A 23,085-nucleotide genomic window follows, 5' to 3' on the forward strand; every position below is an offset into this window, starting at 1 on the left:
CGATGAGATAGGATATATGGCGTTCTTTATTGATACTGAAGAGAATGTGGTGGGGATACATTCAAATGGATAATATTTCGGATTTCGAATTTTCGATTTCGGATTTAATCAAAAAAATTCCGAAATCACAATTCCGCATTCCGAAATCAAACGTCACCATCCTCCCTTTAATCCTTCTTTTAACGCGTTCTGGTAATTCTTCAAATCAAATGAATACAGGTAGGGTGCTTTATGCGCCCCGCCTTTTCGTGGTTGTTCGGAGCGGTTCAATATTCCGAACCCAAGTATACGGCGCTGGAAGTTGCGTCGGTCGAGTTTTTTATCAAGGATGGTTTCGTAGAGTTTCTGTAGTTCAGGCATGGTAAATTCCTTTGGCATCAGGTTATAACCGATAGGCTGATAGTTGAGCTGAAGACGCAAAGTATCCAATGCCGACTTGATAATCTGTGCATGATCGAGCTTGAAATCGGGCAGATCGGTCAGGTCGTACCATGTGCAGCTTTCAGAATGGCCATCCGGAGTGGGGTTCACGTTTACAAAGTCAACCAGGGCGTAATAGCCGATGGTTAAAAAGCGCATGGAGAACCAATTTTCTTCTGGTGGTAGCATATCCTTATACATATCGTGGTGCGGCCTTGCACGATCGGGATCACCAAATACGCGGAATTGCTGCAAGAATATCTCGTCGAGCCCGGTACGCTCTTTCAGGATACGGTTAGCGGCCATTTCAATAGGTTCGTCCTTCATTACAAATCCGCCGGGCAAATACCAGGAGGCTTCATTTTTTATTTTGAGGCCCAGCACTTTTAATTGTCCTTCATGAAAGCCAAATACCACACAGTCGATCGATATATGATCGAGATAACTGCTGCGCGCCGTTTCGCAAAAATCTATAAGCTCCTGTTTATTAAACATTTTATGATTTATTCAAAAATACTTTGATTATCTGAATTATAATAAATACTATTGTGTTCAAAATACACCAAGCTTTTCACAGCGAAAGTGCAATAACCAATTTTTGAACTTGAATTTATTAAAACGTCAGAACCAGTTTATTATGGTTTAATTTTGTAAAGATATTATTTATCAAGTTCCAACACCAGTTTAAACCAGTTTTCATTCAATTAAGATGAAAAAATATTTCTTATCCCGGGTATCCCGGAAGATCGCAGTAATATCTGCATTGATATTACCGCCAGCAATGGCCGTGGCCCAAACCGGCAGCAGCGATGCCAGGATGGATGCTTTTGTAAAACAACTGATGGCAAAGATGACCCTTGATGAAAAGATCGGTCAGCTTAACCTGGTAACCAGTGGCCGTGCGCTTACCGGTTCCATAGTAAATAAAGGTGTCGAGGAAGGCATTAAAAAGGGAGATATCGGTGGAATATTTGGTGTTTACGGTACCGATTATATCAGCAAGGCACAAGAACTGGCGGTTAAGAACTCACGCCTGCATATACCTTTAATATTCGGATTGGATGTGATCCATGGACATCGTACTATTTTCCCGATTCCGCTGGGTATGTCGGCGACATGGGATATGCCCCTGATCGAACGCTCTGCCAGAATCGCTGCAGCCGAAGCAACAGGAGAGGGGATTAACTGGGTTTTCTCGCCAATGGTGGATATTGCCCGCGATCCGCGTTGGGGACGCATTTCTGAAGGATCGGGTGAAGATCCTTATTTAGGTTCGATGATTGCGAAAGCAATGGTAAGAGGTTACCAGGGTACCAGTATGAAAAACAGTGATGCGGTGATGGCCTGCGTAAAACATTTTGCATTATATGGTGGCGCTGAGGCTGGCCGTGAATATAATACAGTTGATATGAGCCCTATAAAAATGTACCAGGATTACCTGCCGCCATACAAAGCGGCTGTTGATGCCGGCGCAGGTAGTTTCATGAGTTCATTCAATACTATTAACGGTGTACCTGCAACTGCTAACCAATGGTTGCTGACCGACTTGCTGCGCAAGCAATGGGGCTTTAAAGGTTTTGTGGTGTCAGATTATACCGCAGTGAGCGAATTATCTGCTCATGGTTTAGGCGATCTGGAGCAAGTATCAGCATTAGCCTTAAAAGCAGGTCTGGATATGGATATGGTGAGCGAGGGCTTTTTAAAGACCTTGAAAAAATCGCTTAAAGAAGGAAAAGTAACCCAACAGGAAATAGATCAGGCTTGCCGTCGTGTGCTGGAAGCAAAATATAAACTGGGCTTGTTTGATAATCCTTATAAATCGATCAATGCCGGTGTAGAGGCAAAAGTTGAACTGACGGAGGCTAATCGCCTGGCCGCCCGTGAAGTTGCTGAACACTCTTTTGTATTGTTAAAGAATAAAGGCCAAATATTGCCATTAAAGAAATCGGGTACGATAGCTTTGATTGGGCCGCTGGCTGATAACCATTCAGAAATGTTGGGTACCTGGGTAATAGCGGGTGATCCTAAAAAATCTGTAAGTGTTATTGACGGTATAAAGAAAGTGGCAGGCTCAGGCGTTAACATATTATATGCACGCGGATCGAACTTTACGGATGACTCTTTATTAAATCAACGTGCCTGGTTCTTTGGTATGAAACAGGAAAGAGATAATCGCCCGGCTCAGCAAATGATCGATGAAGCTGTTGAAACCGCAAACAAAGCAGACATCATTGTTGCAGCAGTAGGAGAGTCGGCTAATATGACCGGCGAATCAGCAAGCCGTTCTGACATTAATATACCTGAAACTCAAAGAGAGCTATTAAAGGCGCTTTTTAAAACGGGTAAATCAATTGTATTGGTACTGTTTAATGGTCGTCCGCTTACTTTAACCTGGGAAGATCAGCATGCTAATGCCATATTGGATGTGTGGGCACCAGGTACCGAGGCAGGCAATGCTATTGCCGATGTGTTATTTGGCAATTACAACCCATCAGGTAAGATCACAGCAACATTCCCTAAGAATGTCGGACAAGTACCTATATATTATGCACACAAAAATACCGGCCGCCCGTTTGATGATAAAGGCCCGGCTAAATTTAAATCAGATTATATCGACGTATCCAATACACCATTGTATCCGTTTGGTTACGGTTTAAGCTATACTACCTTTAAATATGGTGATGTAAAGCTGAGTAAAACCAATTTGAAAGGCAACGAAACGCTTAAGGCTACCGTAACTGTAAGTAACACAGGTAGTATGGATGGCGAGGAAGTGGTGCAATTATATATCAGCGATCCTGTTGCAAGCATCAGTCGTTCGGTTAAAGAATTGAAACATTTTAAGAAGATTACGCTTAAGGCCGGTGAGCAAAAAGAAGTGTCTTTTGATATCACAACAAATGACCTGAAATTTTATAATACCCAACTGAAATATGACTGGGAACCAGGCGAGTTTATTGTGCAAATCGGCACCAATTCAAGCGATGTACATAGTGCTTCTGTACAGTGGAATAAGTAAGAAATTTAATGGTATTATTTTGCCTGTTTTGAATAAAAATTTAAGAGAAATATAAAGGGAGAATAATGGATGTTCCGGCCGCAGTTGTTTAAACAATTGCGGCCATTTTTTTTGTTTAAACAATCTGGGGGCAGTTTTTTTTTATATTTTCCGATTTTAATAACTGTAAAATTAACGTTTATTAAAGCTGTAAAACAACTGATACTTCGATATATAATTATGATGTTTTTTTAACATATTTTATCACTTAAAAAGAGCCTGAATAATGCCTGTTTCTGTAAAAATTTTGAGTTGGCGATCGCCGATTCTGTTCCTAAAAGGCAGAATTATCAGGTTTTACAATTTTGCATTACAGTATCATAGCTTTTTTACATTGTTATTTTTTTAACTTTATGCCAATTTTGTTGAATTATTTTCAAATAAAACTTATTTTTTTATTGATTATATGTAATTAAATCGTAAAAAAATAATTAATTTATAAATCTTCAAATCGTCCTTGTGTATACAGTACACTCTATTTAAATTAGATGCAGTACCAATTAGGTTCTTCCGGAATACGGTTTAACCTGTATAACCTGATATAATTATAACATAATGATTTTTTAATGTTCCGGCCCGAAAATGGTGCCCGGATGCATTGAAGCAAGGAACAGTGATTGTTTTTTACAATTTATTATCAACTATTAAATGATAAAACTTTTACTTATTTCTATTATGTGCGTTGCCTCTTGTCTCTCAAACCACTACAGAGGGCACCGCATAGCTCTTTTTGACCCCAGTCAATAAAACCGGCAATTGCTGGCATTTAGCTAGAATTTCAATTATCAACTAAATCAATAAATTAATCAACTAAATCTCAAATCTCATGTTTAAAAGTTTACTTCTAAAAGGAAGGACACTATGCGTAATGATATTATGCATCCTCTCCTCACTGGTAGTTACAGCGCAAACAAGGATTAGCGGTAAAGTCATCGGGAGTGATGACAAGCAACCGGTAATTGGAGCTACCGTAAAAATTCAGGGCACAAACACAGGTGTTGTGACTGATGTAAACGGAGCTTTCGTTGTCAGTGCAAATACCGGCGATGTGCTTGTGATATCCTATATAGGTTATCAGACCAAATCGGTTAAAGTAACCGGCGCATCATTAGGTACCATTACACTGGAAGCTGCCAACAGCACCCTTAACGAGGTGGTAGTAACAGGTTACCAGACACAGGTTAAAAAGGACATCACCGGTGCGGTAGCAACTGTGGCTGTAAATGATGCCAAGAAAGTGCCTGTAACTTCATCAGAACAATTACTGCAAGGCCAGGCAGCTGGTGTGAACGTAATTAACGAAGGTGCTCCTGGCGCTCCAAGTACGGTTACTATCCGCGGTATTTCCAACTTTGGTAATACTTCTCCGTTGTACATCGTTGACGGTGTTCAACAGAGCAGTATGCAAACTGTAAACCCTAATGATATCGAAAGTATCAGCGTCTTGAAGGATGCCGGTGCTGCCGCTATCTATGGTGTATCTGGTGGTAACGGTGTAATCGTGATCACAACCAAAAAAGGTAAAGCTGGCAAAACCCAGTTTAATTATGATGCTTACTATGGCGATCAGGTGCCGTTACAGGGAAATGTTTGGCATTTGATGACACCAACACAACTGATGCAATTGACCAAGCAGGAAGGTGATAGTGCAGGCCCGTCTTTGTACGATCCTAATGGTACCGGAACATGGTCTTTACCTGTTTATGGCTATCACGGTGTTGCCGCGCCAAATACTCCTTTTACCGATGCCAATGGTGCAGGTGCAGGCGTGACCAATGATCCTGCTGTTACTAAGCTATACAATTTTGATGAAGCAAATCCGGGTAATGACTTCCTGGTTCAAAAATTCAACCAGCAGGGTACCGATTGGTTCCATGAAATATTTAAACACGCACCAATGCAGAGCCATACGATTAGTGCAAGCGGCGGTGGCGATAAAAATACCTTCTTATATTCATTACAATATTTGAACCAACAAGGTACTTTGATCGAAACATGGGAAAAACGATACCAGTTGCGTGTTAACAACACTTACAGCTTACTGGACAATCATTTCCGTTTTGGTGAAGCCGGTTACGTTTACTATCGTGAAAATAACGGTGGCAGCCCTTACAACCAACAGCAGGAAGGCGGCAGTATTTCTTATACCTATCGCGAATTGACGCTTATCCCTGTTTACGACATTGCCGGTAATTTTGGCGGTGGTTATGATGGCCCGGGTGGTGAGCCGCTGGGTAACGGTAGCAACCCTGTTGCTATGCAAATGCAGTCAGCAAATAACCAAAGTAAATTCTGGGGCATGCAGGGTACTGTATTCGCTGAAGCAGATTTCCTGAAACACTTTACAGTTCGTACTGCATTCAGTGGTAACACGGTGAATAACTTCTTCTATTATGCAGGTTATAACCCATACCAGGATTATGAGTCTCATGGTAATCCTAACAACTATACTGAAGCTTCTAATTATTTCTGGAATTATAACTATACCAATACACTTAGTTATAAGCAAACTTTTGGTAAGCATAGTATCAGCGCATTTGGTGGCTGGGAGCTTAAAAACAGTGGTGGTGCGCAGTTAGGTGTTTATGCAACAAATTTCGTGTCGCTTGATCCTAACTTTGTTAACGTTGGAAAAACAACCAACCCATCGTCAATCAACTTAAACGGTAGTCAAACTACCTATACAGCTCAGCCACTGACCACCGAGTCTGTTTTCGGCCGTGTCGATTATGCTTATGCTGATAAGTATCTGTTAGGTGCTACAATTCGCCGTGATGGTTTCTCTGCTTTTGCTCAAGGCAGACAATGGGGTACTTTCCCATCTGTATCATTGGGTTGGAGAATCGCCCAGGAGGATTTCCTGAAAAGTGTTAATTGGTTACAGGAACTTAAATTGCGTGGTAGCTACGGTGTAGCCGGTAGCAATGCCAACATTCCGAGCGCTAACTATCTGAATACTTATGGTTATGGTTTCGGAAGCACCGGTTATCCAATTGATGGTTCAAACGGCAGTGTAACCACCGGTTATACTTTAACAGGTATAGGTAACCCTAAAACAACCTGGGAGTCAGACAAGATCTTTAACCTGGGTGTGGATGCTTCGTTGTTCAATCACTTAGATCTTACTGTTGAATGGTATAAAAAATCGGTTAGCGGTTTGTTGTTCCAGTTACAGTTGCCGGCAATTGTGGGTAGTGCTACTGCACCATTTATCAACGTAGGTGACGTGCAGAACACAGGTTGGGATATCAGCGCAACTTATCATGACAACATTGGTCAGGATTTCAAGTTTAGCGTAGGCGCGAATATTTCTGCTTATAAGAACAAAATCACAGGTCTGAACACAGGTCAGCAATTCTTTGACGTTCTGGGCGGTTCCCGTATCGGATCGTTTGTTAGAGAGCAGATCGGTCAGCCTATTGGTGAGTTCTATGGATATAAAGTAGTTGGTATTTATCAAAATGCATCACAGTTATCTAGTCTGCCAAGTTATTCAGGTGCAGCAGTAGGTTCATATATCTATGCTGATACAAACCATGATGGTAAGGTAGATGAAAACGATAAAACATTTATCGGTAATCCTAACCCGAATTTTGTTTACGGTGTGAATATTAATGCCAGCTATAAAGGTTTTGACCTTTCAATGGTATTATATGGTTCACAAGGCAACAAAGATTTTAATTATGTTAAATACTGGACAGATACTTATCACAGTTTCACCGGTGGTAAGAATATCGACCTGTTAACCAAATCAGCTATAGTTGATCCAACAACTAATACAGTAACCAATCCATCGGCAACTCTTCCTTCTACAACGTTTGCTAACTCAGTTGGTGGTACTGCACCAAGCAGCTTCTATGTTGAGAACGGATCATTCCTGAAATGCCGCGTAGCGCAAATTGGTTATAATTTCGCTCCTGAAGCTTTAAAGAGAGTTGGTGTAACTAAATTGCACGTGTACGTTCAGGTGACTAACTTGTTTACCATCACCAAATACACCGGTTTAGATCCTGAGTTAGTTCCGTCGATCTCAAATGCTTCTGGTTCACAACAGAGCGTATCTTCAGGTGTTGATTGGGGAGCTTATCCTAACAATCAAAAGACATATATGGTGGGTGTTAACTTATCATTTCAATAATGATTCACGAAGTTAAATAACATAGTTATGAAAAAATTAAATTATAAAATTATTATTGTTGGCTCATTTGCCCTCTTTGGCTCGCTTTATTCGTGCAAAAAGGCATTAGATAAAGCCACAGTCGGCGCATTGCCAGCGCAGCTTATACCCACCAAGTCGGGGGTAGATGGTTTATTAATCGGCGCATACTCCCTGCTTGACGGATATTACCAGGGGCAGCCTCACAGCCAGTATGGCGGGGGTATCAGTAACTGGTCTATTGGTGGAATGGGCGCGGATGATGCATACAAAGGATCAACTACAGATGACCAGTCTCCGGATGCACCGGAAGTTGAAAGACACGCTGGTATCAGCTTGCTGAACGATTATGTTGCATCTAAATGGCAGGTTAATTATGTTGGTATTTCAAGGGCTAACAGTGTTATCCAGGAATTGCCGTTAGTAACTGACGGATCAATGACCCAGGATGACAAAGATCAGGCAACTGCCGAGGCAAAGTTTTTACGTGGGGTATATCACTTTGAATTGGCAAAAACATTTCAGAATGTGCCTTACGTTGATGAAACAGTAACTTATGTGGCAGGCAACTACAATGTGCCAAATACATCAGGGCCGATCTGGGATAAAATTGAAAAAGATTTCACAGACGCAATGGCCAAATTGCCAAAAACCCAGCCTCAGGCCGGACGCGCTAATTATTATGCTGCCGAAGCATTTTTGGCAAAAGCATATATGTATGATAACTTAACCGGCGGTAAACACTCATATGCAAAGGCATTACCTTTGTTAAATGATTTGATCAACAATGGTACAACCTCTCAAGGTGCTAAATATGCACTAGGCCCTTTTACCAATAACTTTAATGCACAGACTGAGAATGGCCCTGAATGCGTCTTCGCCGCTCAGATGGCAGTAAATGATGGTTCAGGCGGTCAGAATGACGATGAAGGTGATATCCTGAATTTCCCTGGTGGCGGTACTTTTACCGGATGCTGCGGTTTTGACGTACCTTCTTATAACCTGGCTAATGCTTATCAGGTTGATGCTAATGGTTTGCCAATGTTTCAGACCGACCCGACAACAGGTTTTCCTTTATATAATGTTACCAATGGCGGTACAGCTACCGTTCCCGGCGGCCTGAAAAATGACCATGGCATAGGTTCCAGCACAGCGTTTACACCTTCAACAGCTCCTTTGGATCCACGTTTAGACTGGACAATGGGCCGTCGCGGTATACCATACCTGGATTGGGGTATTTGCGGTGGTGAACCATGGACCCGTGGTGACTTGGTTCCATACACTCCTAAAAAGAACGTGTTCTACCATTCGGCACAGTCATCTACAACAGATAATGGCGCAGGCTGGGCATCAAGCCAGGGCTCTGCAATGAACTATAATATTATCCGTTTTGCTGATGTTATTTTGTGGAGAGCTGAAGCATTAGCAGTAACAGGTGATCTTGCAGGTGCTGAAGCTGATGTTAACACTATTCGTGCAAGGGCAGCATTGCCAACAAACTGGGTGTATCAATATGTAAATGCAAGCGATCCATCTAAAGGTGCTAGTACTACACCAGCAGCAAATTATGTATGTAGCCAATATAGCGGTCAGTTTGCCGCTAACGGATTATCTTATGCACTTATGGCTATCCTTACTGAACGCCAACTGGAGTTTGGTATGGAAGGTCAACGTTTCTTCGATCTTCAGCGCTTCGACGGCCGTTTTGGCGGTCCTGAGCCAACAGGTTTTATGGCGGGTATCTTAAATGCTTATTATAAAGCCGATAATCGCATAGATAACCCTGTTCTGAAGGCTGCACACTTCACTGCAGGCAGAGACGAAGTTTATCCTATTCCACAGGGTGAAATTAATATCGAAGGTGCTGATAAGTTAAAGCAAAATCCGCTCTATTAATTTTATTAGAAAACTCTTAAAAGAGGGGGAGATATTTTATCTCCGCCTCTTTTTTTTATACATTCGTCTATAATAGTCAAATGAGAATCCTGCGCCCTTTTTTACTTCTTATGGTGCTTTTTTCGATGTTTTCGTGTAAAAAAGCAAAATTGTTTGAACAAATATCATCCTCGAACTCAGGTGTACATTTTAATAACCTTGTAATAGAAAATGACACTATAAACCCTTTGGACAAATTGAATATTTACAATGGCGGAGGCGTTGGTGTGGGCGATTTTAATGGCGATGGTCTGCAGGATATTTATTTTGTAGGAAATGCGGTGTCGAACAAATTATATCTTAATAAAGGCGATTTTAAATTTGAAGACGTTACTGACGAAGCTGGCGTAGGCGGCAGTAAAGGTTGGGGGCGTGGTGTTGCCGTGGTGGATATTAATAACGACGGTTGGCCAGATATTTACGTCTGTTACACCTTGTTAACCGATTCATCGAAAAGACGTAACCTGTTATACATCAATCAGGGGCCTGATAAAAATGGCGTTCCTCATTTTAAAGAAATGGCTAAAGGATACGGTTTGGATGTAACTGTCCATTCTACAATGGCTTCTTTTTTCGATTATGATAACGATGGCGACCTGGATATGTACCTCACCGTTAATGAAGTTGATCCAAAAGATAATACAAGTTTATTCAGGCCGATTATTAAAGATGGAACAGCAAAAAGTACCGGGCGTCTATACCGGAATGACTGGGATGCCAGGTTGAAACACCCTGTTTTTCATGACGTATCTATGCAAGCCGGCATAAAAATAGAAGGATATGGCCATGCTACGACAACCGTTGACATTAACCGGGACGGATGGAAGGATATTTATGTAACGAATGATTTTTTACCGGATAATATCCTTTATATTAATAATCACGACGGCACATTTACTGACAGGTCAAAGGAGTATTTTAAACACACTTCTATGAGTGCCATGGGACAGGATATTGAAGACATCAATAACGATGGCCTGGCAGATGTAATTGAATTGGATATGAACCCGCCTGACAATTACAGGAAGAAGATGTTTATGAATCCGGATAGCTATCAGATATTCCAAAACTACGATCACTATGAGCATCAATATCAATATCCCCGCAACACCTTGCAACTAAATCAGGGACCGAGGGTAGGGCAAAATGATTCTATTGGTGCTCCGGCTTTTAGTGATGTATCCTTTATGGCCAATATTTCTCAAACCGACTGGAGTTGGGGGCCATTACTTACAGACTTTGATAATGACGGGTACCGCGATTTAATCATAACTAATGGATACCCGAGGGATGTAACGGACCATGATTTTATGAATTTCAGGGCGCAATCGTATTTTGTTGCTTCTAAAAAGCAAATATTAGATCAGATACCGATAGTTAAGATACCAAACTTCGCTTTTAGAAATAATGGTAAGTTGCAATTTGAAGATGTGACAGATGAGTGGGGTTTTAAAACGCCTACATTCTCAAATGGAGCAGTATATGCCGACCTGGATAATGATGGAGATATGGACGTAATCATCAATAATTTGAATGATGAGGCCATGATCTATAAAAATACTTCGAGGGAAAAGCACCCGGAGGACAGCCATTACCTGAATATTACATTTAAAGGTGGCGCCAATAATATAAATGGAATAGGTACGTGGGCTGATATTTATTATGATCACGGCAAACACCAGGTATATGAGAACACCCCATATAGGGGGTACTTATCTACTATTCAAAATATGGCACATTTTGGTTTGGGTAAGGTTACTGCACTTGATTCTGTAGTGATACGCTGGCAAAATGGTAAAAAACAAACTTTTCAAAATGTAAAAGCCGACCAGGTATTGAAGGTTAACATTGCAAATGCACAAGATTCTTATACATTTAAACAACCTGAAATTGATAAACAGTCGTTGTTCCGTGAAGTAACAAAGATGCTGGGTGTAAATTACAAGAACCAGGATGAGGATTTTGTTGATTTTAGCGTACAGAAACTATTGCCACACAAGCTCTCAGAGTATTCTCCCGGATTGGCTGTGGGAGATGTTGACGGCAATGGATTGGATGATATTATAGTAGGGGGAACTTCAAAATATCCATCGCAATTATTCCTTCAACAGCCCGATGGTAAATTTATCCAACGAAATTTGTTATCGACTCCGGCTAAACCCGGCGAAAAATTTAAAGACGAGGGACTGTTACTTTTCGATGCCAATGGTGATGGTAAGCTCGACCTATATGTAGCCAGCGGTGGTTATGCCAATCAACCTGGGTCTCCTTATTACCAGGATAGGTTATACTTAAACGATGGCAAAGGAAACTTTACCGAAGTAACCGATGCGCTGCCTCGTAATACCACCAGCAAGCTTTGTGTACGTGCTGTTGACTATAATAAAGATGGCAAACTGGATCTGTTTGTGTCAGGCAGGGTTGACCCATGGAATTACCCTAAACCTGTTTCAAGTTTTATTTTCAGGAATGACAGTAAAGACGGCCATGCTAAGTTTACGGACGTTACCTCATCTGTAGCGAAAAATCTGAAAGATGCAGGCCTTATTTGCGATGCAGTTTTTACCGATTTTGATAATGATGGCTGGCCCGACCTGGTAGCTGTTGGTGAATGGATGCCTGTCATGTTCCTGAAGAATGATCATGGTGTATTTAAAAATGAGACAGCAAATACCGGCATAAGTGATAAGCTGGGTTGGTGGAACACTATAGCTGCCGGTGATTTTGAACATAATGGCCGGATTGATTACATAGTAGGTAACACGGGTTTAAATACGTTCTTTAAAGCTAGTGATCAGTATCCTGTTTATATTACCGCTAAAGATTTTGACAATAATGGCAGTTATGATGCATTCCCTTCCGTCTTCCTTAAGGATCAGGATGGAAAAATGAAAGAATTCCCTATGCATACACGTGATGATATTATTAAGCAGATGATAAGCATGCGCGTGAAATTCCAGAATTATAAGTCATTTGCGACTGCCACGATGGACGAAGTACTGCCCCCTGAAATGCGAAAGGGCGCACTGAGGCTTAAGGCAAACACTTTACAATCTGTGTATCTCCGAAATGATGGAAAAGGCAAGTTTACCATGATAAATCTGCCTATGCAGGCACAGCTATCGGAGCTTTGCGGTATGTGTGTGGACGACTTTGACGGTGATGGCAATCTTGATGTAGTAATGAACGGTAATGATTACGGAACCGAACTTACAACAGGCCGCTACGATGCATTTAATGGCCTGATGCTGAAGGGAGATGGTAAAGGCGACTTTAAACCTTTAAGTATTTTACAATCAGGCATTTATATTCCGGGAAATGGCAAGGCCCTGGCTAAAGTGGCCGGTGCACACGGAAATTACCTGCTGGCGGCCAGTCAAAATAGGGATGTGATGAAGATATTCGAATTGAAACGGAATGTACACCTGGTTAAACTGCAGCCAACGGATATGTTTGCTATGATTAAGTATAAAAACGGAAAGATCAGCAAACAGGAATTCTACTATGGTGATTCATTCCTGTCGCAATCCGGCAGATTTATAAATATTGATGATACAATGGCTTCGGTTACTATTACAGACAGCTTCGGTCATACCAGGAATATCCCCGTGAAATAGGATTGATTATGAAAATCTTAAAAATATTATTTGCTTGTGCCGCTTTGATATTAGCCGCATCCTGTAAACAAAAATCATCCGGTGGTCCAATCGACGATGCAGCAGTGCTGCATGAAAACGAGGACCAGCTGACTAATGTGATCATCTATGATGTATTCACTCCACCGGTAGCGGCCCGTATTTATGGCTACACTTCGTTGGCAGCTTATGAAGCTATCCGCTATGCTGATCCGAAGTATAATTCGATCACCGATCAGCTTAAGGGCTTTGATAAGGCGCCGGAACCGGAACAAGGGAAAAAGTATGATTATACTTTGGCAGCCACCAAGGCATTCTTTACTGTGGCTCATAAAGTGACCTTTTCGGTAGATACTTTAAAAAAATACGAGGACAAAGTTTATGCCCGTTTTAAGGATAACCTGGATGAAGAAACCTATAACCGCTCGGTAGATTTTGGCGAAAAAGTAGGAAATATGATCTTGAAAAGAGCCAATGTAGATCATTACCCACAAACACGCGGTAAGCCTAAATACCTGGGCAGCGATGACCCGGGTAAATGGCGTCCAACACCGCCGGATTATATGGATGGGGTAGAATACTGCTGGGGGGATATGCATACCCTGCTAGTCGATTCGTCAGGCATATTCCCGCCACCGGCACCACCGGTCTACAGCGATGATAAGAACAGTGTTTTCTTTAAACAGGCAGTAGAAGCCTATGAACAAAGCAAAGCCCTGACCAAAGACCAAAAAACGATAGCCAGCTATTGGGATGACAATCCTTTTGTGGTGCAACACAATGGACATATGATGTTCGCTGATAAGAAGATCACTCCCGGAGGCCACTGGATGGGAATCGCCTCAATCGCCTGCAAACAAAGCCATGCTGATGCAGTAAAAACGGCTCAGGCTTATGCACTAACATCGGTAGCCTTGTTTGAATCATTTATTACCTGCTGGCAGGTGAAATACAAATTCAGTACAGAACGGCCGGTAACGATTATCAACGAAAAGATCGACCATAATTGGCTGCCGCTTTTACAAACCCCACCGTTCCCTGAATACACAGCAGGACACAGCACCATCAGTGCGGCATCAGCAGTAGTACTGACCCATGTGTTTGGAGATAACTTTGCCTTCCGGGATACCAGTGATAAGAAATACATTGGACTGGAGAGACACTTTGACTCGTTCAATAAAGCAGCCGAGGAAACAGCGATGAGCCGTTTCTATGGCGGGATACACTTTAAGAACAGCTCGCTGATGGGAGCGGAGCAGGGCAAGAAGGTGGGCGAATACATCTGGCAAAAACTAAAACTGACTAAATAATACCGATAAACCAATTATGAGACTAACCAAAACCGGGCTTTACACTATCTATTTATTGTCATTTGTCTTTTTGATATCCGGAACAATATTATTTGACAGTTGTAATAATAAACCCAAATCACCGGGTGATGACTTTAAGGCTATAGGCAATACTATTGAAGACGGAAAAAGATTGGTGCAAATCTACTGCACAAAATGCCATGCTGAAGTTCCTGCGAACGCATTGACAAAAGAAGTATGGACCATTCACACACTGCCGGCCATGGCGCATTACCTGAAAGTTTCAACATATGGGACAGCGTTTTATAAAAATCCAACAGATACAGGGGGAATATCTTTAGAAAATTTACAAATACTTAAAGATTATTTTCAAAAAGTTGCTCCGGATTCATTACCGGTTGCAGCTCCTCCAACTCCGTTGTTGAATGATTGGGCCGGTTTTTCACTGCTAAAACCTAATCCATTAGATAAGGTCAGCTACAGTACAATGATCGCTGTTGATCAATCTACCCAAAAAATATACAGCAGCGACCTGACGAACAGCAAATTGTATGAATGGGACCGTAATTTAAAAATGCGAACTGTTGCCCAGCTTCCGTCTCCGGGAGTGGACGCTATCTTTACAAAAAATGAAAAGGGTGCGGATACTGCATTGGTTACTTGTGTAGGAGAGTTTTTAAAGATGGATTTTCCTAATGGAAAACTAGTTACGGTGAATCTTGGCGATAAAAATGAAATTACCGTGCCTGGAGTTGTAGCAAGTGAAGTATTTCGTCCTGTACAAACAGTGCAGGGTGATTTTAACAAAGACGGCAGAACAGACCTGGTTGTTTGCGCACAAGGTAATAAATCGGGCAGGGTTCTATTGCTGACGCAAAAAGCGGATCATACTTATGATCAAAATACAATTATTAAAAAAACCGGTGCTGTGGAAGCGAGGGTTGGTGATTTTAACAATGATGGCTGGCCGGATGTTATGGTACTGTTTGGATCAGGTGATGAAGGATTATGGCTATTTTTGAATGACCAAAAGGGTGGGTTTACAAAGAAAGATTTGCTTCATTTTCCGCCTGTGTATGGATCAACAAGTTTTCAATTGGTTGATATGAACCATGATGGAAAATTGGATCTGATTTATACCTGTGGTTATAATTTTAATGATTCAAGGATATTTAAGCCTTATCATGGCTTGTATATTTTCTTAAACGAGGGTGACTGGAAGTTTAAACAAAGTTACTTTTATCCTATAAACGGATGCACTAAAGCAATAGCAACCGATTTTGATGGCGACGGTGACATTGACATTGCAACTACAGCCTTCTTTGCTGATTTGAGAAGAAAGCCGAATGAGGGATTTATTTATTTTGAACAAGATAAGGCAATGAATTTTAAACCTCATGCTATACCAGTGAATAAATATGGAAGATGGATGGGGATCGATACCATAAGTAAAGCCAACGGAAGACCGGATATTGTATTAGGAAATTATGCCAAGGGTTTTATGATTGATTCTAAAATAAAACCTTTCTGGGATATAAACCTGCCATTAATAGTATTAGAGAACCACAATAAAAAATAATTTATTTTAATTCTTGAAAACGTGCATGTGAGAAATCATATGCACGTTTTTGTTCAAGTCATTTCCTGTAAGCAACTGCAACGTGGTTTATTGTCGTATGTACTTTAATTAAAAGTATCATAATTATTACAGGAAATAAGAAAAAAGAAGCAGCAATTAAAAGGTATAATTGTGGTCTATGGGTTGTGGGTAACTTATAAATAGCTTAATTAAATGTTCGCAAAATTCAGACTATCTTCTAATAAACTTTGCTTTCTGATTGTATCAGCTTTTACTACAATCATTTTTATTACCTACAGTTGCAATGATAATTCCCCTGAGAGCCGGCTTAAACGTGACATAGCTGACGGCAAAGAGCTTGCAAAAAAATATTGTGTCAGCTGTCACCAATTGCCTGATCCTTCATTGATAGATAGTGCCAGTTGGGTAAACGGTGTTTTGCCTGCAATGGCAAAAAAACTGTATATCAACAATTTTCACGGCCAGTATTTCGCTGATCAAAAATCAGCCTTGAATATTGTAGAATGGCAAAAAATAGTTGCCTATTTTCAGCATACTGCACCTGTTAACCTGACTATCCCTAAACCCGTAACTGCGGCGTCAAAAGACTGGTCGGTATTTAGTTTGGTTAAGCCCGTTGAAAATACTAAGGCTCCAATTGCCATGACTACCCTTTTGGCTTATAACAGTAATGATCACCAGTTTTATAGCGGCGATGCGGCAGGCAATTTTTACCGGTGGGATAAGAACCTGAGATCAAATCTCATCCAAAAAATGTCTTCTTCTGTTACAGGAGCTATTTTCCCGGAAAAAACAAATGATGCCATATTAACCTGCATAGGCATGCTGCCTCCGTTGGATATTGAAAAAGGACAAGTGGTGCAGATTAGTCTGAACGCAAAAAATAAAGAACAGAAAGTATTTGCTGACAGTCTTCCCAGGGCAGTCCAAACTGTTGCTGCTGATTTTAATAAAGATGGTTTAACTGATTATGTAGTATGCGGGTTTGGTCACGACCGTGGCGGACTATATCTTCTGCAGCAAAAGTCTGATCGTTCGTTTAAGAAAACCGTGATCAGGGATATACCGGGCGGTGAACAATTAATAACCGGTGATTTTGACAATGATGGCTGGCCCGATGTGATGTGTTTGTTTGCCCAGGCTGACGAGGGCATTTGGATGTTCCTCAATGATCATAAAGGTGGCTTTATCACGAAAAATCTGCTGCATTTTCCTGCGGTATATGGTTCGAGCAGTTTCCAGTTCATTGATTTTAATCATGATGGCAGGCCAGACATATTATATACTTGCGGTGACAACAGCGACTATTCAAAAGTACTTAAGCCATATCATGGCGTTTATATTTTCACCAACCAGGGGGATTGGAAATTTAAGCAGACCTATTTTTATCATATCGATGGCTGCACCAAAGCCATCGCTGCTGACTTTGACCATGATGGCGACCTGGATATAGCAACTATCGCATTCTTTGCCGATTTTAAATCTCACCCGGCTGCGGGTTTTACCTACCTGGAGCAAACCAAGCCTAACCAGTTTACCGCTCATGAATTACCGATCGATCAATATGGACGCTGGCTAACGATGGAAGTAGGTGATATTGACCAGGATGGAAACCAAGACATTATTCTCGGAAATTTCTCAACCCACGGACGGGGACTGCTGAATCAAAAAGGATTTGCGCCTCAATGGGATCAGCATTTGCCGGTGATCGTGTTGAGGAATAACGCTGCTAAAAAATAGCGTATCATTTTGCTGTCTGAACCTTGATCCACATGACTAATGGATTGGCTTGATTCCTGAATATTTATTATTCATAGTTTTCATTCAATCATTAAAATCATAGTTCAGACAAATTTTGCGTCAAATGCAAATCTGCTTTACTTTGCATTATCAACTATGAAAAACGCAGACATAATTATTATAGGCGCGGGTGCGGCAGGCTTAATGGCTGCTTATGAACTATCAAAAGCCGGAAAACAGGTGATTATATTGGAAGCGCGTAGTCGTGCAGGCGGGCGAATGTATACTTTAAATGATGATCTGCACACTGAGTTGGGTGCAGAGTTTGTTCATGGCGATTTGCCTGTAACGCTGCAACTGCTAAAAGAAGCGAATATTGAATTACAACCAGCATCTGGTGAGATGTGGCATAGTAATGATGGCAAGTTTTCCAGGAATACAGAACAGTTTGAGCATTGGGATCTGCTATTGGAAAAGCTTAACCAATTGAAAACGGACATTAATATTGGAAGTTTTTTACTGCAGGAATTTGCTGATGAAAAATATATAAGCTTAAGGGCGTGGGTCACCCGTTTTGTTTCGGGATACGATACAGCAGATCCGTTCAAAGCCAGCGCGTTTGCCCTGAGAAGAGAATGGCAAAGCGAAGACGATGACGAACAGCATCGGGTAAAAGGTGGTTATGGCGCAATGATTAATTACCTTGTGAATGCAAGTGAGCAAAACGGAGCTCAGTTTTATCTGAATACCATCGCGAAGCATATTCATTGGACACATGGGCAGGTAGAAGTAGTGACATCAGTCAACGAGAGCTTTAAAGCAAAGCAGTTGATCATTGCCTTGCCATTAGGTGTTTTGAAAGCTGATCAATCGGAACAGGCGGCTATTACCATTAGCCCGTCAGTTGCGATGTGCAGGGAAGCAATCAATCAGATTGGCTTTGGAGCGATCGTAAAACTATTATTTCAATTTAAAACCGCATTTTGGTTAGATCAGTCGGTAGCAGGTGCGGATCTAAGCAAAATGAGTTTTATACTTTCAAACGAAGCGATCCCAACCTGGTGGACGCAACATCCTTCTTCTTCAACTCTGCTAACGGGTTGGCTGGGCGGCCCGCCTGCAGAGCGAAAGAAGGATATGAGTAATGATGAATTATTAGAGGAAGGTTTACAATCGCTATCAGAAATATTTAACATTGGTCTGGACAAACTAAAAAACGATCTCGTCGCCTCGCACGTAGTGAATTGGACAACCGATCCATTCACATTAGGCTCTTATGCTTATGACACTGTAGAATCTGCAGAAGCCCGGAAAGTATTAAATACCCCGATCAATTACACCATCTACTTTGCCGGAGAATATTTATATGATGGCCCCGCTATGGGTACGGTAGAAGCTGCGCTTACCAGTGGGTTAGAAACGGCAAGGGAGATAATGGATTAAGTTAAGTGGTTGATTATGTTGAATGGTTGATTGAGTTAATGGCCCTTCACCTTTGACCTTTCGCCTTTTACCTCTCTCACTGCCAGTAATTTCCGGACAGAATAATCATATTCAATAGCTTGATGCTATTATCATAATAATCATAATCCTTCAATTTAAAGTTCACCAGGTAATCCCATTCATCATTCAGCCATTGCTGGTTCTTCTTGTCGGTCATAGCTGAGACTGTAAATGGACCTATAAAGCTCAATGCTTCAAAATAACGGTGTTTGATGTCGTTGCCTGCAAGAGTGTATCCAGCTGATAAATTATCCGGTTTATTTTGAGTAGTTTCTCGTACCCATTTATTAATTCGATCATTAAATGTTTTAGCACGCTTATTACCGCTAAGCAAATAGTCCGTTGCAATTCGCCAGGGTACACGGCACGCATTATAATTATAATAACCATCGTATGGCGACTCAAGGTAATTTGGTTGAGCAGGCACAGGTTTTTTATCAATGTGACGGATAAAGTCAGGTACTAATCCAGCATCGGGACTGTATGTCTCCTGCATATAATTGAATAGCCGGTAATTATTATCTATTACCTTTTTCCATCTTTCATCATGTGTCGCATTTTCAAAAGCTTTAAAATTTGACGGCATGAAATCGGATGTGCGGGTATCATAGTAATCCTTGCTGTCATACTCAATGGCGTCGCTTATCAAGATAGAGTAGGTGTGCGGATTGATCTCATAATGCATAATCGATGAGATCATTTTCCTGGCTTCCTGCAGGTAATTGATTTTACCACTGCTTCCCCATTGCTTATCCGCCAAAAGGAGGGAATAGGCAATATCCATGTCTCCATCTGTAGCCGTACTTTTATCCAGATCGCGGCAGTTTGGGGTTTGTGCCCACGCCATGAGGTAGGGGTGACTTGCCGGGTGGTTTTTATAATATTGATATAGACCATCATATGTGATTTTTGCGGCTTGGTCGGCACCAGCCATTAAAGCCGTAATGATCATTCCATAACCCTGACCTTCAGATACACATTGTTTATCACCCTTCTGCTCAAACCAAACAAAATATTCACCCGGATGGCAGCCTGATTTAATATAACGCTTCTTCCATTGCTCATAAAAACTCAGGGTCAGCTTATCCAATTGATCCTGTGAAATATGGTTAGGCTTGATGCTGCCTTTGGTATAAATTACATGTTGTGGGAAAGGCCTTTTTGGGACCTGACCATACAGTTTTACACCAAGACAAAGAAAGATAACTACCCCAAGCCAATTAAATCGCATCAGTACTGATAGTTCTTGATATTCTGCACGACATTATACCGTGTAAGAGGTGCAATTGCCTGCATGGTACCGGTGTATTCCTGCAAAACGGTTTCGTCGGCATTCAGATCAACACCCGCGAAATACATTTTTAAGCATTCCAGGAAATTTTGAATGGCCGGAGTTTGTTTGCATGTTGCAGCAAACCAGGCGCGTTTGGCTACCCCATGATGCAACGGTTTTACTACGATATTTCGGTCTTTCAAATAAGGTTCAACAATCCAGTCAGCCATTACACTTATTCCCAAACCGGCGTTTACCATTTCGATGGTTGCATCGGTATAATGTATACGGTGCAGTGTTTTAGGTTTTACGTGTTGCGCTTCGATCAATGCTTCGATCACGGGAGTATCCTGATAGGATGGGTCATATAAAGGAAGGATCAATTCCTCGTCCTGGAAATCACATATCTCTATGATGTCTTTCTGAGCTAACGGATGGTCTTTTGAAAGAACGGCCATCAACTGATCCTCAAAAATAGGTTCATAACGTATACGGGTATTTACCATTTGGGTACGGATGATACCAATGTCCAGATCGCCATTCATTAAATATTCTAATGGACGACGGGTAGCTTCAGACAGTATTTGAATATTTATATCGGGCCAGCGCTTTTTGTAATATTTAATAATGCCGGGTAACCAGTGGTAGGCTGTATAACATTGCATGCTGATCGTCAGCTTGCCTGTACGGCCCATTTTATAGTTGGTAATATCTTCTTCGAGCGCTTTAATTTCGGCTAATATTTTTTCGGAAGTCCGCAGGAAACGGTAGCCCTGGTCAGATAAATGTAACCTTTTCCCCTGTCTGTCGAATATCTGGACGTCTAATTCGCGTTCTAATTCTCTAAGCTGGTGACTTAGTGCAGATTGTGTAAGATGCAGTGTCTTAGCGGCTTTGGTTAGTGTTCCCTCCTTCGAAATCGTATCAACTAACCGGAAATGATGCAATGCTATATTCATTATTAGTATTTTTAATGATTGTAACAAAATTAATTCATTTTTTTCATATAGCACATAATGTCTAGTTTTGTCGTGTCAAATTTACACGTCTATGGTCAACCCCTATTTTAAGCATTTCATATATGCTTTTCTGGGCTTTTTCAGTATCATTCAGGTGCACGGTCAGGAAAAAGTGCTAACGATGAAGGATGCCGAGCAATTAGCGCTCAGCAATTATGCATCTATCAAAGCTAAGGCCAGCCAACTGAATGCTTCAAAAGCTTATCTGAAAGAAACCAAGTCCGAATACCTGCCCGATGTGAACTTATCGGCACAACAGGATTACGGAACAATCAATGGCCAAAATGGCCCCTTGTATGGTTACCGCGGTTTAAGCGTAGCTTCATCAGGCCCGGCACTACCCAATCAAAACTGGAACGCCGCTTTCGGTGCCCTTTATCTTGCTAACGTAAACTGGGACTTTTTCGCATTCGGACGATCACGCGAAAAAGTTAAAGTGCAAAAATCTATTGTCGGATTGAATGAGAACGATTTGGCACAGGAACAATTCCAGCACCAGGTGCGCGTAGCTACAGCTTACCTTAATTTATTAGCAGCACAGCAACTGGCTAAAGCGCAGCAGGATAATCTTGACCGCAGCCTTGACTTGCAAAAGGTAGTGGTAGCAAGAGTAAAAAATGGTTTGAACCCCGGAGTGGATTCAGCTTTAGCAAATGCCGAAGTTTCCAACGCACGAATTGCTTTAACCAACGCACAGCAAACCGTGCAGGACCAGAGCAATCAGCTATCGAACTATCTTGGCATTGCACCTCAGAATTTTGTATTGGATAGCGTGTTTGTCACCAAGACACCAAATAACGTCGATCAGCAATCAACGGTTAATTTAGATAACCACCCAATTCTAAAATATTATCGCGACCGCATTGGTGTGAGCGATGAACAAGCCAAGTATCTAAAAACGTTTGCCTATCCTACCTTTAGTTTTTTTGGCGTATACCAGGGCAGGGGATCAGGTTTTAATTCGGCCTATGCTACCGATCAGGCCGCATATACCAGCAGTTATGGAAGCGGTGTCGATCCAACAAGATATAACTACCTGTTCGGGATAGGGTTTGTGTGGAATATTACCAATCCGTTCAGGGTGCATTATAATGTTCAGTCACAAAAGTTTACTTCTGAGCAATATCAGAATGAATACAACCTGGTGAGCCAGCAATTGCGCGATCAGCAAATACTTGCCGATACAAGAATATCCAATGCATTGAAGAATTACCGTGAGGTACCTGTAGAAGTAAAAGCTGCCAGCGATGCTTACGTACAGAAATTCACTTTATATAAGAATGGTCTCGCTAATATTGTCGATTTCACCCAGGCACTTTATACGTTGAATCGTGCTGAGGTTGATAAAGACATTGCTTACAACAATGTATGGCAGGCGCTTTTATATAAGGCGGCGGCTACAGGCGATTTCGGGCTATTCATCAACAATTTTTAAT

12 protein-coding genes are annotated in these 23,085 nt (G+C 41.4%); 9 read left to right on the plus strand and 3 right to left on the minus strand.

Annotated features, from left to right (window positions below; genetic code table 11):
- Nucleotides 1–153 precede the first annotated feature (153 nt).
- The gene (locus VIM89_RS00975; protein WP_488154247.1) at nucleotides 154–915 is read right to left on the minus strand and encodes an NUDIX hydrolase; all 762 of its coding nucleotides are present in this window, start codon (nucleotides 913–915) and stop codon (nucleotides 154–156) included.
- 214 nt (nucleotides 916–1,129) lie between these two features.
- Between VIM89_RS00975 and bglX the strand changes: the two genes are divergently transcribed.
- The 8 genes from bglX to VIM89_RS01015 all read left to right on the plus strand — a co-directional run bounded on the left by bglX (nucleotide 1,130) and on the right by VIM89_RS01015 (nucleotide 19,297).
- Nucleotides 1,130–3,439 carry a beta-glucosidase BglX gene (gene bglX / locus VIM89_RS00980; RefSeq protein WP_488154248.1) on the plus strand — a complete coding sequence of 770 codons (2,310 nt, stop codon included), beginning with the start codon at nucleotides 1,130–1,132 and terminating at the stop codon, nucleotides 3,437–3,439.
- An 865-nt stretch (nucleotides 3,440–4,304) separates the two neighbouring features.
- Complete coding sequence (locus VIM89_RS00985; RefSeq protein ID WP_488154249.1) at nucleotides 4,305–7,616, plus strand: SusC/RagA family TonB-linked outer membrane protein; 3,312 nt, start codon at nucleotides 4,305–4,307, stop codon at nucleotides 7,614–7,616.
- Between the two features lie 27 nt (nucleotides 7,617–7,643).
- Nucleotides 7,644–9,530: a RagB/SusD family nutrient uptake outer membrane protein gene (locus VIM89_RS00990; RefSeq protein WP_488154250.1), complete on the plus strand. Its 1,887-nt coding sequence runs from the start codon at nucleotides 7,644–7,646 to the stop codon at nucleotides 9,528–9,530.
- Between the two features lie 149 nt (nucleotides 9,531–9,679).
- Nucleotides 9,680–13,186: a VCBS repeat-containing protein gene (locus tag VIM89_RS00995; RefSeq protein WP_488154251.1), complete on the plus strand. Its 3,507-nt coding sequence runs from the start codon at nucleotides 9,680–9,682 to the stop codon at nucleotides 13,184–13,186.
- Nucleotides 13,187–13,194: 8 nt separating this feature from the next.
- Nucleotides 13,195–14,514, plus strand: coding sequence for a vanadium-dependent haloperoxidase (locus tag VIM89_RS01000; protein WP_488154252.1), 1,320 nt, complete (start codon nucleotides 13,195–13,197; stop codon nucleotides 14,512–14,514).
- A 16-nt stretch (nucleotides 14,515–14,530) separates the two neighbouring features.
- Nucleotides 14,531–16,093: an FG-GAP repeat domain-containing protein gene (locus VIM89_RS01005; protein ID WP_488154253.1), complete on the plus strand. Its 1,563-nt coding sequence runs from the start codon at nucleotides 14,531–14,533 to the stop codon at nucleotides 16,091–16,093.
- A 213-nt stretch (nucleotides 16,094–16,306) separates the two neighbouring features.
- A complete protein-coding gene (locus VIM89_RS01010) occupies nucleotides 16,307–17,854 on the plus strand; it encodes an FG-GAP repeat domain-containing protein (protein WP_488154254.1) in 1,548 nt (515 codons plus the stop codon).
- Between the two features lie 156 nt (nucleotides 17,855–18,010).
- Nucleotides 18,011–19,297, plus strand: coding sequence for a flavin monoamine oxidase family protein (locus VIM89_RS01015; RefSeq protein WP_488154255.1), 1,287 nt, complete (start codon nucleotides 18,011–18,013; stop codon nucleotides 19,295–19,297).
- Nucleotides 19,298–19,373: 76 nt separating this feature from the next.
- Here VIM89_RS01015 and VIM89_RS01020 read toward each other — a convergent pair whose 3' ends face one another.
- The gene (locus tag VIM89_RS01020; protein WP_488154256.1) at nucleotides 19,374–20,588 is read right to left on the minus strand and encodes a family 8 glycosyl hydrolase; all 1,215 of its coding nucleotides are present in this window, start codon (nucleotides 20,586–20,588) and stop codon (nucleotides 19,374–19,376) included.
- Nucleotides 20,588–21,589, minus strand: a complete 1,002-nt coding sequence (locus VIM89_RS01025) for a LysR family transcriptional regulator (RefSeq protein ID WP_488154257.1) — start codon at nucleotides 21,587–21,589, stop codon at nucleotides 20,588–20,590. Before VIM89_RS01025 ends, VIM89_RS01020 begins: the two co-directional genes overlap by 1 nt.
- Nucleotides 21,590–21,680: 91 nt before the next feature.
- Between VIM89_RS01025 and VIM89_RS01030 the strand changes: the two genes are divergently transcribed.
- Nucleotides 21,681–23,084: a TolC family protein gene (locus VIM89_RS01030; protein WP_488154258.1), complete on the plus strand. Its 1,404-nt coding sequence runs from the start codon at nucleotides 21,681–21,683 to the stop codon at nucleotides 23,082–23,084.
- Nucleotide 23,085: the final 1 nt, after the last annotated feature.

Origin of the sequence: Mucilaginibacter sp., from assembly GCF_036568825.1 — a bacterium.
Lineage (GTDB): Bacteria > Bacteroidota > Bacteroidia > Sphingobacteriales > Sphingobacteriaceae > Mucilaginibacter.

What these genes read in the sequence shown, in the direction of transcription:
- VIM89_RS01020 (WP_488154256.1), bottom strand. Translation starts at nt 20,588, where the DNA reads ATGCGATTTAATTGGCTTGGGGTAGTTATCTTTCTTTGTCTTGGTGTA.
- VIM89_RS01000 (WP_488154252.1), top strand. Translation starts at nt 13,195, where the DNA reads ATGAAAATCTTAAAAATATTATTTGCTTGTGCCGCTTTGATATTAGCC.
- VIM89_RS01010 (WP_488154254.1), top strand. Translation starts at nt 16,307, where the DNA reads ATGTTCGCAAAATTCAGACTATCTTCTAATAAACTTTGCTTTCTGATT.
- bglX (WP_488154248.1), top strand. Translation starts at nt 1,130, where the DNA reads ATGAAAAAATATTTCTTATCCCGGGTATCCCGGAAGATCGCAGTAATA.
- VIM89_RS01030 (WP_488154258.1), top strand. Translation starts at nt 21,681, where the DNA reads ATGGTCAACCCCTATTTTAAGCATTTCATATATGCTTTTCTGGGCTTT.
- VIM89_RS01025 (WP_488154257.1), bottom strand. Translation starts at nt 21,589, where the DNA reads ATGAATATAGCATTGCATCATTTCCGGTTAGTTGATACGATTTCGAAG.
- VIM89_RS00990 (WP_488154250.1), top strand. Translation starts at nt 7,644, where the DNA reads ATGAAAAAATTAAATTATAAAATTATTATTGTTGGCTCATTTGCCCTC.
- VIM89_RS00975 (WP_488154247.1), bottom strand. Translation starts at nt 915, where the DNA reads ATGTTTAATAAACAGGAGCTTATAGATTTTTGCGAAACGGCGCGCAGC.
- VIM89_RS01005 (WP_488154253.1), top strand. Translation starts at nt 14,531, where the DNA reads ATGAGACTAACCAAAACCGGGCTTTACACTATCTATTTATTGTCATTT.
- VIM89_RS01015 (WP_488154255.1), top strand. Translation starts at nt 18,011, where the DNA reads ATGAAAAACGCAGACATAATTATTATAGGCGCGGGTGCGGCAGGCTTA.
- VIM89_RS00985 (WP_488154249.1), top strand. Translation starts at nt 4,305, where the DNA reads ATGTTTAAAAGTTTACTTCTAAAAGGAAGGACACTATGCGTAATGATA.